The following is a 15,214-nucleotide window of genomic DNA, read 5'->3' as shown; positions in this document are numbered from 1 at the left end:
AGCAGGTACCACTTCTACTCTCCCCCCCCAGCAGGCAACGTGAACTGAAAGACAGCCCCTCGCGGTTCATTCTTGCAAGCCCACAACCGCCCCCCGTGCGTCTCGACGATTGAACGGCAGATCGACAGGCCCATGCCTAGGCCATTCTCCTTCGTCGTGTAGAACGGATCGAAGACGCGACTGAACTCATCTGGAGGGAGCCCCGGACCAGAATCCCGCACGACGATAGACACGCCATCCGATAAATCTGCAGTTGTGCTGATCAGTAGCTCACGGGGACCCGTGCTCGTTGAGCCCATCGCCTCAAGGGCGTTGACGATCAGGTTGAGCATCACCTGTTGCAACTGAACGCGATCACCCAGGACGAGAGGCAAGGCATCGCCGAGTGCCGTCAGCACTGAGACGTCGTACTTCGCCGCTTCGCCCCGCGTCAGTTCGATCACCTCGACGACCGCCTCGTTAATGTCTACTCGGTCCTTGCGTGGAGGCGCTTTTCTGACCAGGTCGCGAATCCCGCTAATGATGCCGCCAGCGCGTGTTGCCTCATAGACGATGCCATCGAGCGCCTGCCTGACCTCATTAAGGTTAGCGGGCCTCGCGTCCAGCCAGCGCGAGGCGGCCGAAGCATAGGTCGCTACCGCAGTGATCGGCTGCCTGACCTCATGGGCAATCGAGGCTGTGAGCTGCCCCATCGTCGCGGCCCGGTTAGAGTGCGCGAGCGCCATCTGCACTTCACGGTAGCGCTCCTCGCTCTCCCGCACTTCGGCTTCCGCCCGCTTGCACACGGTCAAATCAAGTGCGAAACCGACACCTTGGTGCTGCCCTACTTCGAACGTCGCCACGCCGATCAGCACGGGCGCACGGCTGCCATCCTTTCTGAAATATTCCTTCTCAAAGGGCTGTAATGTCCCTGTCGTCGTGAGCTCCGCGATTCGCTGGTTGTCGCGCTCGAGCCACTCGGGTGGGGTCATGTCGGTCCAGCACATCCGTCCCGACTCGAGGTCCTCGCGGTCGTATCCCACGATCCGGAGAAACGCTTCATTGGCCTCGAGAATCTGGCCATCGAGATGGAAAGTGAAAATACCCACAATGTTGGCCTCGACGAGACGTCGGATCCTTGCTTCGCGTTCCGCCAGATCGCGGTACAGACGAGCGTTCTCGAGGGTAATCGCGGCCTGCGAGGCCAGCAATTCGAGGACGGTTATGCGCTCAGGCGTGAACGCCTGGATGGCCAGGTTGTTCTCCAGATACAGCAAGCCGATCAATTCGGAACGGCGCATGAGAGGCAGACACAACACGGACTTCGGTTGGCGGCGGGTAAGGTATTCGTCTGCCGAAAAGGGGTTCGCTTGCGTCGCATCATCCAGCAGCACCCGCTCCTGGCAGCGCTGGACATAGTTGACGATGGAGTCCGGCAACGCCGCTTCGCGCGCGGCTGACTCCGGCGGGGCCGAGCCGTGCGACACGTCGCCCAAGTGCCGCCGGACGTGAACGGTCTGCTGCGCGAGGCTCGCTTCGGCCACGAGTGCCAAGCTGGCATTGTGGGCTAGCAACAGCCGGCCGGTTTGCGCGCCGGCACTTTCGAGCAGGATGTGCATTAGCGTGTCGACAAGATCGTCAAGCACGATATGGCTAGATATGGCCTGCGAGGCTTTGGCGACCGACAGCAGATCGAGTTGCACCACATTGCCAACAGGCGTGGCGAGCCGAGACGTTGCTACTTCGCGTATTGGCGATATGCGCGCGTCGAGCTGCCTGACTTTGCCGTGTGCGCCCCAGCGCTCAAAACAGCTGCGCGCTTCGTTCAGATGGGCGCGGCCGGCGCTCGCCCATCCGCGGGCACGGCAAAATCCGGCGGCCAGTTCATGAGCGATGCCTTCGTTTTGGACAAACCCTTGATCGCTGGCCGCTTGAATGGCCACTTCGTACAGACACATCGCATCGAGGTTCCGCCCTTCGATCCGGGCGATCTCAGCCGACACCAAGGCGTGCTTGTCCGCGAACGTAGGCGGATAGGTGTCAGCCCACTCGCGCAATTGCTCCCGGTGCTCGTCGAGGAGGGCGTGCCACGCGACCTGCTCGCCAGCGGACCCGTTCTCATAGAGTGCAGCCAACGTCAGCGCCGTGTAGTAAAAATAGTCAAGTGACTGAAAGAGGCCGACCAGGACCCACAATTGCGGTTGCGCCCGTTGGGCGGCGTCGAGGGCCGCTACGTAGTCGCCTGCCAGAAATCTCGCGTGCAGTTTGAAGATCCAGTACGTGCAGACCATCGAGCTCATCCGGTCGTCCGTCAGTTGCGCCTCAAACGCCGCTTCGTCGAACTGCGAGTCGCTAAACGTGGATAATTTCGCGGTATGACCCTGCATGGTCGCAATGAAGCGTTGGTTGCACACTATGGCGTCCGCCGCGTCGAGGTACCCGGCCTTGCGCACGAAGTCGAGGCTCCGCTGCGACTCGCGCCAGACCGTTTCGAGCGGATCGCCCCGCAGTAGAAGGTCGCTGGTGCAATGGAACGCACTGTAGCAAGCCGTCGTCAGATCGCCCGTCTCGGTCGCGGTGCGAAACGCTGCCCGATGGAAGTCAATCACGGTTTCGATCGGCTGGGTCCAGAAAGCAACGTGTCCCGTTGCGATATAGACTAATGCCTTATCGACAGGGAAACCGCCCTCGCCGACCAGGTCGCATGCAAGCCTGGCGAAACGGTAACCGTCGCGGTAGCGGCGAAACACCGGGCCAAGGATAAACCCGAAGCAGGCGTACGCGGACGCACCACTCGAGCCGTGCAGCAGGCTGATGTTCACCATGCGGCACAGGTGCAGGCACAACAACTGGAAATCGATAAAGTAGGCGGATTCATACAGGGTCGAGAGAAGACGCATCGCGACCTGCAGTTCCGGATCGGTCATCAGCGGCACGTCTATTAAGCTCTCGACCGGGCGACCCGCCAGGTTGCGCCAGACCGCTTCGTATTCGGCCTCGACCTGTTCCTGAGACGGGTGCGCCGGGAGATCGATGCCGAACAGGCGCAGGCAGGTGAGCACGCTGTCGACGGCCTGCCGGTTCTCCGACTTGACGATATGCAGCCGCACCTTCATATGGCAGACGGCCGCATGATCGACTCTCGACACGCATCGCCGCAATAGCTCCTCGATGAGTTGCTCAGCCTTGTCGGCGCGACCTGTCAGATACTCACACTCCGCGCGTTCGAGCCGCAGACTGAACATCAGGTCACGGTGGCTGACCCAGTTGCCGTCGTCGAGCAGGTCCATGCCGGCCGCCAGGTACACGCACGCAGACGCATAAGCTGCCGAGGACTTAGCCCGGCGCCCGGCACTCAGGTCGAGCGCCGCGATCTGCACTTTCTCATCATGCCCGGTGAGCAGGGTTGCGCCCCGATTGAACTGGTTCGCGACATCGAACACATGCTCTGCAAGTTCGTCTGCAGTCAGGTTGGCCAGCAGCACGCGACCGATGCTTAGGTGGACGCCGGCGCGCTCCGCGTCGGGAATCAGCGCGTAGGCGGCCTGCTGGATCCGATCATGCAGGAACTTGCCGGTGCCGTCGGCAAGCACAATCAGATTTTCGCGCGCCGCGGCCGCGAGGGCTTGCTCGACCTCGACCTTGACCTCCCTCACGCCTTGCCATGCAGCGAACGCCAAATTGCCGCTGACCAGCGCGACATGGCGAAGGTCGAAAGTGTTGCCGAGGCATGCCGCCAGTCGCAAGGTTTCCTGTGCCGCGACCCTCAATTGTCGCAACTTACCCACCGTCAGGTCGACGGCGTTGCCGGCAAAATTTTTAGCCCTGATCTGATCCAGGTTCCACCGCCAGGCCCGGTGTTGCGCATCGTGCCGCAGCAACCCCTCCTGGTGCAGCACATCCAGGAACTGGATAAAGAAGAACGGATTGCCCCCTGTGCGCTCGCGAACAAGCCGCGTGAGCGGTTCGCAGGCGGCAGCAGATGGTGCACGGAGCGTGTCGGCCACCAGCCGGTTCAGATCCACGACCGACAGCGGCGCGAGCTGAAGCTCGTTCACCGATGTGCCATTCTGGCGGATCCTCTCGACGCTCGTCATCAACGGGTGCGTGGCACTCACTTCGTTATCACGAAAAGCACCCACTAGCAGCAGATAGCGTGTGTCCGGGTGTGTGATCAGGTCCTCGACGAGCGTCAGGCTAGCCGGATCGATCCACTGCAGATCGTCCAGGAAGAGAACCAGAGGATGTGCCTCGCTCGCGAACCCCATGACGAATTGCCGGAACACCACGCGGAACCGGTTTTGTGCCTTGGTCGGCGGCAACGCCGACACCGGCAATTGCGCGCCGATAATCAACTCGACCTGGGGCAGCACATCGACAATAAGCTGGCCATTGGTGCCGACCGCGGCCTGGATCCGTTGCCGCCAGCCGGCGACGCGCGCTTCGCTTTCCGCCAGTAGTTGTTGCACCAGTTCGCGAAACGCCTTGATGATGGCAGCATAAGGAAAATAGCGCTGGCCCTGATCGAACTTGCCCGAAATGAAGTAACCACGGTTCGCCACAATCGGCCTGCGCAACGCCTCGACCAGCGTCGACTTGCCGATGCCGGAGTACCCGGAGACGATCGCCAGCATGGCCTCGCCGGTGGCCGCCGTCCGCTCGAAGGCGCCTAGCAGCCTCGCTGCTTCGTGGCGCCGCCCGTAGAGCTTGTGCGGGGCATGGAAACGTACCGGGATATCTTCCCTGCCGAGCGGGAACGGCTCGATCTGACCCGAGGTCCGCCATTGCACCAGACACCGATCGAGATCGGCCTTCAGGCCTTGCGCGCTTTGGTAGCGGTCTTCTGGTAGCTTGGCCAGCATCTTCATCACGATATCCGACACCGGCTGTGGCACCTCGGGCGTGATCCCCGTCGGTGGTATCGGCATACGGGCGATATGGCAATGCGTCCATTCCAGCGGGTCGTTCGCCTGAAATGGCAGCTGGCCGGTCAGCATCCGATAGAGCATTACACCCATCGAATAGCAGTCGGTCCGATAATCAACCGGACGATTCATGCGGCCCGTTTGCTCGGGGGACACGTAAGCCCAATCTCCAGCGGGGGCGGTGACCTCCCTCGTCGGGACGGTGCTGGCTTCCTTTGCCGTCGCCATACTGAAATCCACCAGTAGAACCCGGCCAGTGCCAGGCTCGACGAGGAGATTGGCGGGTCGGATATCGCGGTGGATAACCTGCGCGGCATCGATACCCGCGAACGTATCCGCCAGATGACGGCCGATACGCAGGCAAACAGGCAGGTCCATTCGCGGCGCACGACCCAAAACGGCTTCGAGCGACTCGCCGGCGAAGTCTTCGAGCACCAGCACCGGGCCGATTCGCTCATCGATTAACGTGAGCGGTTTCGCAATCCCCGCGACGTTTAAAGATTGCAGCAGGAGGTGTTCGCGTTTCAGCAGAGCGAATTGGACTGGGTCGGCGTTTTCCGCAGGCAACTTCAACAGTACCGTCGACCCATCCGCGGAGCGTCCACGGAAGAGGTCGGAGCCCGCTGTCGCGCAGACCCGCTCAAGGATCTGACAGTTCGCGATGGCCACACCCTCTCCTTTGTGACGCCAGCGACTTGCCTACACCGGTACGTTGCGTTTTCCCTTAGTGCCCGAAACACAGGCACAGAGAAACCAGTGTGAGCATCGTGAGGGGGCCAATCACCCAGGGAGGTGCATAGCCCAATCGACGCGCGGGTTCGACGTCGACGATGGTAGATTTCTGTGGAAAATTTCTGATCTGCACTAGGGTAACCGGATGACAAAAGCAACAAAAATACTATTTAAAAATTGATGCTATGCTTTTGAGGTATAGGGGAACGAGGTCCCTCATGGAATTTCGCCATTTACGATATTTTCTCGCCGTCGCCGAGCATCGCAGCGTTGCCGAGGCCGCGAGACACTTGCACGTCGTTCAGCCAGCCTTGAGCCGCCAAATCAGGGATCTGGAAGAAGAATTAGGAGCCTTTCTCTTTGTCCGCAGCATTCGAGGTGTTGAACTCACTGCGGCGGGACGACAGCTTGTCGTAGACGCAACACGCCTGCTTGATGACCTACAGATGGCGACTGAGCGGGTCTCGCGAATAGCAAGCGGTCAACTTGGCGCTCTCCGAATCGGGGTATCTGCCAGCTACAGTTGGCACCCTTCAATCTTGCGACTACTACGCGAGTTCAGAACGACTCATCCCAATATAGCCGTTACGCTTGAGCCGGTACTCGCTATGAAACAGATCGAGGAAATTGCTGATGGCAGTCTCGACGGCGGATTTCTCGCGCTTAGGGATCGAAGCGATAAAGCATTTTTTGGGCACACCATATTTGGCGGCAGGCTGATGCTCGCGGTGCCGCGCCAAAGCAATCTTGCCCGTAAGCCGCCAGCTACACTTGCCGAACTCAAAGATGAACCCTGTATCTGGTTCGCTCGCGAAAACGCACCGTCGCACTACGATTTTTGGATTGATCAGTGCCAGCGAGCGGGGTTCGTGCCGCGCCTGGTAGAAGTGGCGGTCGATACTTCCACCATCTTGGGGTTCGTCGCTGCGGGCATGGGATATTCGATTGTGCCGGATGTATCAGAGTACAGCTGCCCGCCTGATGCTCAACTGATCAGTCATCCAGACCTGTCCAGCACCTATGAAGTTGAATTCGTATGGAGCGCGGACGCTAAAAACCCCGCACTCGATCAGTTCATCCAACGTTTTAGGCCTTGATATCGCGTCCGGCGATTGCGTGTCCAGCATGCATTCGCGCCAGGTCTACGGATTCCCACTTACCTCATTTCGCTGGCCTGTGAGTCGCGCGGCAGCCGATCAGCAACGGTCGGCGAATCATCTGTGCCAGCAATACGCCCAAAAGAGTGACTCCGCCGCCGAGGAGGTGATATGCATGCAAATGCTCTCTGAACCAGCCAACCGCGATGACGGCTGTCGCGACAGGTAGCAGGTTAATAAACATACTGCAGCGGTTAGCGCCTAGATGTTTGACTCCCTGCATCCACAAATACGGCAGTACGACGGAAGCAGACATGCCTGCATATACGATCAACGGTACGCTCGCCCGATTCGGGAGCGCCGCGTGCAGCGGTAGCCGAAATTCGAAAACCAGCATGAAGCCCAGCGCGGCGATTGCCTGCAAATAGGTCGACTGCCATGACGGTAGGCCGACGTTCCAGCGTCGGAGCAACACGCCGTACAGTGCGTAAGCAAGAGCCGCAATCAGCATCAGCAGATCACCCACGTGGCCGCCGCCTGAGAGAAGCGCCGCCGGGTTTCCTGAACTGACCAGGTAGACAAGACCAACCAAGGATAGAAGGCCGCCGCATAGCATGCCCACCGTCGGGGCTTCGCGCAAAAACAGCACAGAGAGAAGCATAGTCAGAAGTGGCACAAGCGAGGTGATAACCGCCATGCTGGTCGCGGTGGTGGTTTTCGCTGCCTGATATGCCAGGCATTGAAACAGCGCCATGCCGAGAAAACCTAGAATCGCAAGTCTTGGCAATTGCGGCACGATCACGGCGCGGCTGCGCCACACCGGCTTCTGAACAAACGTGCTCATCAATGCAACAGCAAAAGCAAGTCGCCAGAACGTGATAGCCGTCGGATCGATGGCGTTGACCGCCAGCTTCGTAACCATCACGTTACCAGCCCATAGCAGTATCGCGACGAAAGGAAACAGGAAATACGGGGCAGACATGGCGGAACGTCTCCTGAAATAAGGAAATTGGAAAATGGTGTCCGCGGCGAACGAGAGCTCGCGAGGCATCGTGACTGTTTAGAATTTCCTGATGTAGAACCTTGCTGCCATTTTTTATCGGAGACTCGGGAGGGCTATTGCGGGGTCTCCGCGGGTCTTGTCAGCACCATGGAAGAACGCTGTGAGAAGTTTTCATACCAGTACGCAAGGTGGGGAGATGTCGCGCGCCATTGATCGCCTTGATAGCGGAAATCGGAAAACCCGCAAGCAGCGGCAATGGTTATCTGGGCAAGATCCGGTTCTGGCGCGAAATCCACCGCGTCTTCATTCAGCGCCACGAAGCAGCGCTGTGCCCGGACCTTCATCTTTTCGAGGAAAGCGGCGGATCGTCCCGCCGGATCGCGGAGCAGTTCCGCGCGCCGGCTGATGTGCGCTTCGAGTATGCCGTTCGCGATGGCGACTTGGGACAGGATGCGCCACCGGCGTTCGCCTGCCTGAGGAAGCAGCCGGTATTGACCATACTCAGCGTTCAGGTAATCGCAGATCACCATCGAATCCGCGAGGCTCAGCCCTTGATCCGTCACCAGCGCGGGGATGCGGCCAACCGGTGTAGCCTGGCCGAATTCGGGCGTGAATGGCACGGTGTGCGTTCCCCACGAGTGCGGCCATCGGGTTTGGATCGTGGTGACTTTGTCCTGGATGCCCAGTTCGATGATGCAAATCATGACCCGGCGGACCCAGGGCGATGCGGGGGTTGCGAATAGCTGCATGATGCCTTGGCGCGAACGAAATCGAACACGCATGATGTAGCTCCAGAGGAAAAGTGACTATCAGTATTTTTAAAAGCCCCCGTCAACGCATCCCTAACACGGTGTTAATGCAATCCTGATTGCCAGCCGCAGCGACCTGTCCGCACAATGTTCGGGTGTTCAACATACGAGCTGGCTCGAATGAAAATCATCGATGCACATTTCCATTTGTGGGATTTGAAGGAAAACTATTACCCGTGGCTAAACGACGGCAATCGATCTTCGGTCGTGCCGGACTACTGCTCGTTACGGCGTAACTATCTGGTGACGGATTTTCTTTTGGACTCAGAGGATTTCGAATTGCTTGCTGCGGTGCATATCCAGGCAGAGCAAGATCCTTCTGACCATGTCCGCGAAACCCGCTGGCTGCAAGGTGTAGCCGACGATGTCGTTCGTTCCGGAGGGGTCCCTCAGGTCATCGTGGGCAATGTCGATCTGGCGGCGCCTGATGTGCGTGCAGTCCTCGAAGGCCATCGTGCATTCAGGAATACCAGGGGCGTCCGCCAGGCCTTGCATCGGCGGCTCGACGCGTCGCCCGCCTACGACCCACTGCACGACCCGGTATGGCAACGCAATTTTCGGTTGATCAAGGAATTCGATCTGACCTTCGATCTGCAATTCTTCCCCGAACAGGGAGCAGACGTGGTCCGGCTGGTGCGCGCGCACCCAGACACGCAATTTATTCTTACGCACGTCGGCATGCCCTATGCAAACCAAGCCGAACGCCATGCGCTCTGGCGCAAGAACATGCGGAAGCTGTCCCAGCTACCTAATGTCGCGGTGAAAATATCCGGGTTCGGCATGTTCGACACCGCATGGACGCTGGATTCGATACGTCCCATTTTGGACTATACCGTTGATCTTTTTGGCTCTGGCCGGTGTGCGCTTGCCAGCAACTACCCCGTGGAGAGTATCGTCACGCCCTATCGGGAAGTCTGGCAAGACTATGTCCGATATTTCGAAGATTACAGCGCCGACGAGGTGGAAGGCCTCTTCCGTGGAAACGCGCGACGCCTTTATCGGTTGGAACTGAATGGCGACATGTAGGCGAATGATTCATTCACCGCGGTATCATGACGCGCCATGAACCTACGTCTGGATCTGTTCGATCTACAACTCTTCATCCATATCGCCGATGCTAGCAGCCTGACTCAAGGTGCCAGCCGCAGCGCCATTTCCGCCGCCGCCGCGTCCACGCGGATCAGGAACATGGAGGCCACGGTTGGTGCGCGGCTGCTCAATCGCACGCCTCAGGGGGCCACGCTGACTGCGGCTGGCCGGGCACTGCTTGCGCATGCGCAGCAGATCATGCAGCAGATGGAGCACCTAAGCTTCGACATGCGCGATTTCAGCCGTGGCTTGCGGGGTCAGGTGAAAGTCTACGCGCACACGACTTCGATGACCGAATTCATGCCCCAGGCGCTCAGCGGATTCCTAGCGCAGCACCAGGACGTGGAGATCGAGCTCAGAGAGGCACTCAGCGACGATATCGTACGGGCGGTCGCTGCCGGCGAGGCGGATATCGGCGTCGTGTCCAGTCCGGTCGGAACGGGCGAATTGTGGGCCCGCCCTTTCGGCAGTAACAGGCTGGTCGTCATCTTGCCGCCTTCTTCCGAACTGGCGCGCGTCTCTTCGATCTCTTTCACCGAGACGCTCAGGCTTTCCTGCATCGCTTTGCCGGGCGACACAGCCCTACACCGGTTCATGGCGCGCGTGGCAACGCAATCCGGCGGGAATTTCCGGCCTCGAGTGCAGGTCAGCAACTTCGAGGCCATGTGCCGCATGGTCGAGGCGGGCGTCGGAATCGGCATCGCGCCGATTTCCTCAGTGGAGCGCTACGTGAAGAGCATGAACATACGTTATATCGCGCTCGAAGATCCCTGGGCCATACGCGAGGTAAGCCTGGTGACGCAACCGCCCGACACGCTGCCGACGCTGGTGAAAAACTTGTCGGAGCACCTGGTCGGATATGCGAAGGCCAATAGTCGAATGCGAGTGGACAGATGACAATCGGACACGGCTAGCGTCGGCGACGAGGGTCGTGTGGCTCCCATTCCAGGGTGGATTCATGAGACCCGCGCCGCGTTCATAGCGACGCTGGTTGACGCGTCTGACCATCAATCAATACACCCGATGACGTGCCGGTCCGGTGCCTACAAGTCGAGAACGAGTCTCGCGCTTTTCGAGCGGGAGCAACAGACTGTCATACAGTCGTTGCGAAGATGTTCCGCATCCGTCAAATACACATCCCGATGATCGGGTTCGCCCTGCAACACCCGCGTCAGACACGTTCCGCAGACCCCCTGCTCGCAGCTGACTTCCAGAGCGACACCGGCTTCGCCCAGAACCTCCACGATACTTCGATCCGCAGGAACCGTGAGGATCTGCCCCGTGCTGCTTAGTTGTACCTCGAAGGATTCCTCTGCAGACGCGGCGGTTGATGTCGATGCAGCGAAGAACTCTCGATGCAGCCGCGCTTCTGGCCAACCCCGTTCGCGCGCATTCTCCAGAACATATCCAATGAACGGCGCAGGTCCGCAAACATACACGTGCGCGTCGTCGTCCGAACTCCCCAATGCCTGCCGGATCTCAAGCCGTTGTTCTGGAAGCCCGTCATCAAAATGAAGATGCACATGAGCCGAAAATGACGATTTCGTCATGCGCCGGACAAAGGCGGCACGAGCTGCCGTGCGCACGCAATAGTGCAACTCAAAGGGCTTTCCCGAATCACTGAGATGTTCGGCCATGGCCAGTATCGGCGTCACGCCGATTCCGCCTGCAAACAGGATGTAGCGGCTTGCAGTGGGATCAAGCGCGAAGTGGTTACGCGGCGCTCTGATCCGGATTGTGTGACCGGCCTGAATGCTGTCGTGCACAGCTTGTGAGCCGCCACGCGATGACGGCTCCCGCAGCACACCGATCACGTAGCGATGGCGCTCGAGCGGACTGTTGCAAAGCGAATATTGTCTTATCAGGTCAGGTGCGACTTCGACATCGATGTGTGCGCCAGCCGTGAACCCGGGGAGCTCCCCGCCCTCCCTGTCCACCAGCTCAAGACGGACAACGCCATCCGCCTCGAGTTCCTTGGCCGAAACTTCTACTTCAATCCACGACTCATTCATTTACGACGCTCCACCATCCCATCACTATCACTCTTCGCCTCAAGGTCCAGAAGCCGCTCGCGCGCCCTGCGGACCCGCATTGCAGCTGCGTCACATGTCAGCAGCACCGGCTTCATTTCTTCTAGCGTGCGACCGTCCATATTCCTCTGGACGCTCGCGATCATTGGCTCATCCTCCGTGGCGAACGCCTGACGGATAAACTCCGCCAGTTCGTGCGTCATGGCATCATCGTCGCGACGATAGTTACGCAGATGTATAAAGAAGTAGTAACACCGGTTAGCGCTCGACGGCGTCACTACCTGCAAGGAATCAATCTGAGCTCCGTGATAACGTCCCTGTCCGGCCGGTGCGTGCCCAGATGTGAGATAGAAGTTCGCTGGCGCATCCCAACGGATGTCCAGCCAGTAATCTACGACGTCGTCCTTCGAGCACCCACCTGACATCGAAAAGGATGGCGCGGGCTTTGTGTTTGGCGCCATCCGCATGCTCCATATCGAGTTGCCATCCTCACGTACTTCCGTCTGACCAGGGACGAGCCCATCAGAACCCAAGGTATTCTTGTGCGTAAAGGCAACGTGACTCAAATCCATCAGGTTGTCTGTCATCAACTCATAATTCAAGGGCATCTCCATCGTTTGCCCACGGGTGTACGTAAACTTTTCGGGTTGATTCAACTCCGGATAACGAACAATGGTGGACTCATCGGCGAGTTCGGCTGCGCCCATCCAGATCCACACGATCCCGTCGCGCTCCGCCACCGGGTAGCGCCTGACACAAGCCGCTTTGGGAATGGTCGCACTGTGGGGATTGTGAACACATTGCCCCGAAGGTGCGAATCGCAGACCGTGATAGAGGCATTCGATGGTGTCGCCAACCACTGTGCCCATGCTAAGCGGAGTAAAGCGGTGCGGGCACACGTTTCGCAGAGCCGCCACCTCACCCTCGGAGGTACGAAACAAAACGACGGGTTGGTCGATGATGAGCCGTTCGAGAGGCTCTTGCAAGACATCCGCAGACCACGCGGCAAAGTACCAGACGTTCTGCAAAAACCGCGTATTCGGCTGCCCGTTCTCCTTCGAATCAGAACCGACAACTTCGAGTTGGACAGGGTTCTTTTGTACGGTCGACATCACGCTATCTCCTGTATTTGATCTATTCGTGCGAGGAAGCGCCCCTCGCGTTTCAAGCATTGTCCGGACAAATTTCGCCGGTTAATCCTATGTATCAATACTAGACCTGCGTCCGGCCGAACGCTTATCGGATCGTCTAACGCGTTGCCCAGGTCTTTCCCGAAGTCCGTTATGTTTTACACCGTGCTCTCCGCATAGGTCTCAGCAACAAACCTGTTAGTCGTCACGAGCCTGGAGTTTTCACTTACGTCCTTAGAAAGCTGGACGTTGAGATAAAGAAAGACGGTGGCAATACCACATACTCACGCCCAGTATCTAACGGAGGTCATGTGCCGCATTCACCCCAGGAAAAAAATTTTCTGCTTACCCGCGTCAGACGCTTGCGTGGGCAGGTCGAAGCGCTTGAGCGGGCGTTGGAGGCGAGTGCTGAGTGCGCGGCGATTCTGCAGCAGATCGCCGCAGCGCGCGGCGCGATCAATGGCCTGATGGCCTGCGTGCTTGAAAGCCATTTGCGCGAGGAGTTTTCTAACGCGACCAACCGCCAGGACGGCGCCAATGCATCGATCAACGGCGTTATCAATCTCGTTCGCACCTACCTGCGGTGATGATGTGCAGCCCAGTCCGTCCAGATACTCATATCGCCTGTCTTCGTCGTCCAATTGAGAGAGCTGTCATGAAATCACGTGCTGCAGTTGCATTCGCGCCAGGAAAACCCCTTGAGATCGTCGAGATCGATGTTGCACCGCCAAAGAAACGCGAAGTATTAGTAAAGATCACTCACACGGGTGTATGCCATACAGACTCCTTCACCTTGTCGGGCGACGACCCAGAAGGCCTGTTCCCCTGCGTGCTCGGGCATGAAGGTGCAGGCGTCGTCGTGGAAATCGGCGAAGGCGTCACATCTGTCAAACCTGGCGATCACGTGATTCCGCTGTACACGGCCGAATGCGGCGAATGCCTGTTCTGTAAATCCGGAAAGACGAACCTGTGTGTCGCCGTGCGTGCGACCCAAGGCAAAGGTGTGATGCCCGACGGTACAACCCGCTTCTCCTATAACGGCCAGCCGATCTACCACTACATGGGCTGCTCAACCTTCAGCGAATACACCGTAGTCGCCGAGGTCTCGCTGGCGAAGGTTAACCCCGCTGCCAACCATGAACAGGTTTGTCTGCTGGGGTGCGGTGTAACGACGGGTATCGGCGCGGTGCACAACACCGCGAAGGTTCAACCGGGTGACAGTGTCGCCGTGTTCGGACTTGGTGGAATCGGCCTTGCAGTAATTCAGGGAGCGCGTCAGGCCAAGGCCGGGCGCATCTTTGCGATCGACACCAACCCCTCGAAGTTCGATCTCGCGAAAGCCTTCGGCGCTACCGATTGTGTCAACCCGAAAGACCATGAAAGGCCGATTCAGCAGGTGATCGTCGAAATGACCGGCTGGGGCGTCGATCATTCGTTCGAATGCATCGGCAACGTCAAGGTCATGCGTGCCGCGCTGGAGTGCGCGCACCGTGGCTGGGGACAGTCCATAGTCATCGGCGTCGCGGGGGCCGGTCAGGAAATCTCGACGCGTCCGTTTCAACTGGTGACAGGCCGTACATGGAAAGGCACAGCATTTGGTGGCGTAAAGGGGCGCTCACAACTACCAGGCATGGTGGAAGACGCCATGCGAGGTGACATCCAGCTCGCCCCATTTGTCACGCACAGATTGCCGCTTGATCAGATAAACGAAGCATTCAACCTGATGCACGACGGCATGTCGATTCGCACCGTGATCAACTATTAGGACACGACCGTGCGCAGTCATTGGCGTAGCGTTGTTGCGCCGATTCCTATTCTGAAAACATTGGAGAATTCAAAATGAGCACTGTGGCAATCCACCCATCAGTCGATACCGGTATCAAGAAGGGTACACCCGGCTTCGCCGGCGGTACCCTCCATTGCAATTGTCAGAAGGACAAAGTCGAAGTCCGGATAACCAGTAACGTGGCACACAACCATGCTTGTGGTTGCACCAAGTGCTGGAAACCCGCTGGCGCCGCTTTTTCGGTAGTGGGAGTCGTCCCGAGAGACAAGGTCGAAGTCACGGCTCACCCGGAAAAGCTGCAGGTAGTCGACGAGAACGCCGCTATCCAGCGCCATGCCTGCAAGGCGTGCGGAACTCACATGTATGGTCGGATCGAGAACCGCGACCATCCTTTCTACGGTCTCGACTTCGTGCACACCGAACTGTCCAACGACAAAGGTTGGGAGGAGCCACGTTTTGCGGCATTCGTCTCGTCGGTGATCGAAGGTGGCGGCGCAAAGCCGGAACAAATGGATGACGTTCGAGCCAGACTTACCGAGCTTGGGCTCGCACCGCACGACGCACTCAATCCTCCGCTAATGGACGCGATAGCCGCGCACATCGCAAAGCGCAGTGGTGTGCTGAAGTAGCAAAA

The 15,214-nt window shown here is 58.7% G+C and carries 11 protein-coding genes; 6 read left to right on the top strand and 5 right to left on the bottom strand.

Annotation, left to right across the window (positions count from 1 at the left end):
* Positions 1 to 14: 14 nt before the first annotated feature.
* The gene (locus P3T17_RS36935; protein ID WP_083611626.1) at positions 15 to 5,573 is read right to left on the bottom strand and encodes a trifunctional serine/threonine-protein kinase/ATP-binding protein/sensor histidine kinase; all 5,559 of its coding nucleotides are present in this window, start codon (positions 5,571 to 5,573) and stop codon (positions 15 to 17) included.
* Positions 5,574 to 5,854: 281 nt separating this feature from the next.
* On the opposite strand from P3T17_RS36935, the gene P3T17_RS36930 reads away from it, so the two are divergent.
* Positions 5,855 to 6,733, top strand: coding sequence for a LysR family transcriptional regulator (locus P3T17_RS36930; protein WP_429411888.1), 879 nt, complete (start codon positions 5,855 to 5,857; stop codon positions 6,731 to 6,733).
* A gap of 64 nt (positions 6,734 to 6,797) precedes the next feature.
* Here the strand turns inward: P3T17_RS36930 and P3T17_RS36925 are convergent, their stop codons facing one another.
* Together P3T17_RS36925 and P3T17_RS36920 are read right to left on the bottom strand one after the other, a co-directional pair.
* The gene (locus P3T17_RS36925) at positions 6,798 to 7,715 is read right to left on the bottom strand and encodes a DMT family transporter (RefSeq protein ID WP_074267536.1); all 918 of its coding nucleotides are present in this window, start codon (positions 7,713 to 7,715) and stop codon (positions 6,798 to 6,800) included.
* A gap of 134 nt (positions 7,716 to 7,849) precedes the next feature.
* Entirely contained in the window at positions 7,850 to 8,518 is a 669-nt protein-coding gene (locus tag P3T17_RS36920) for a glutathione S-transferase family protein (RefSeq protein WP_074267535.1), read from the bottom strand.
* A 147-nt stretch (positions 8,519 to 8,665) separates the two neighbouring features.
* On the opposite strand from P3T17_RS36920, the gene P3T17_RS36915 reads away from it, so the two are divergent.
* Positions 8,666 to 9,571, top strand: a complete 906-nt coding sequence (locus tag P3T17_RS36915; protein ID WP_429411886.1) for an amidohydrolase family protein — start codon at positions 8,666 to 8,668, stop codon at positions 9,569 to 9,571.
* A 36-nt stretch (positions 9,572 to 9,607) separates the two neighbouring features.
* Complete coding sequence (locus P3T17_RS36910) at positions 9,608 to 10,531, top strand: LysR substrate-binding domain-containing protein (RefSeq protein ID WP_429411884.1); 924 nt, start codon at positions 9,608 to 9,610, stop codon at positions 10,529 to 10,531.
* Positions 10,532 to 10,677: 146 nt separating this feature from the next.
* Here the strand turns inward: P3T17_RS36910 and P3T17_RS36905 are convergent, their stop codons facing one another.
* Complete coding sequence (locus P3T17_RS36905; protein ID WP_429411882.1) at positions 10,678 to 11,646, bottom strand: PDR/VanB family oxidoreductase; 969 nt, start codon at positions 11,644 to 11,646, stop codon at positions 10,678 to 10,680.
* The gene (locus P3T17_RS36900; RefSeq protein WP_167379438.1) at positions 11,643 to 12,776 is read right to left on the bottom strand and encodes an aromatic ring-hydroxylating dioxygenase subunit alpha; all 1,134 of its coding nucleotides are present in this window, start codon (positions 12,774 to 12,776) and stop codon (positions 11,643 to 11,645) included. Before P3T17_RS36900 ends, P3T17_RS36905 begins: the two co-directional genes overlap by 4 nt.
* Positions 12,777 to 13,105: 329 nt before the next feature.
* Here P3T17_RS36900 and frmR point away from each other — a divergent pair, with 329 nt between their 5' ends.
* From frmR to gfa, 3 genes are all read left to right on the top strand, one after another.
* Positions 13,106 to 13,381, top strand: coding sequence for a formaldehyde-responsive transcriptional repressor FrmR (gene frmR / locus P3T17_RS36895; protein WP_074267531.1), 276 nt, complete (start codon positions 13,106 to 13,108; stop codon positions 13,379 to 13,381).
* A gap of 68 nt (positions 13,382 to 13,449) precedes the next feature.
* Complete coding sequence (locus tag P3T17_RS36890; RefSeq protein WP_074267530.1) at positions 13,450 to 14,559, top strand: S-(hydroxymethyl)glutathione dehydrogenase/class III alcohol dehydrogenase; 1,110 nt, start codon at positions 13,450 to 13,452, stop codon at positions 14,557 to 14,559.
* 74 nt (positions 14,560 to 14,633) lie between these two features.
* Positions 14,634 to 15,209 carry an S-(hydroxymethyl)glutathione synthase gene (gene gfa / locus P3T17_RS36885; RefSeq protein WP_074267529.1) on the top strand — a complete coding sequence of 192 codons (576 nt, stop codon included), beginning with the start codon at positions 14,634 to 14,636 and terminating at the stop codon, positions 15,207 to 15,209.
* The last annotated feature ends 5 nt before the right edge of the window (positions 15,210 to 15,214 follow it).

It is taken from the genome of Paraburkholderia sp. GAS82, assembly GCF_050436285.1.
GTDB classification, from domain to species: Bacteria; Pseudomonadota; Gammaproteobacteria; order Burkholderiales; family Burkholderiaceae; genus Paraburkholderia; species Paraburkholderia phenazinium_B.
Note: the sequence above shows the minus strand (reverse complement) of the source record. Positions and strands in the feature narration are given on the sequence as shown.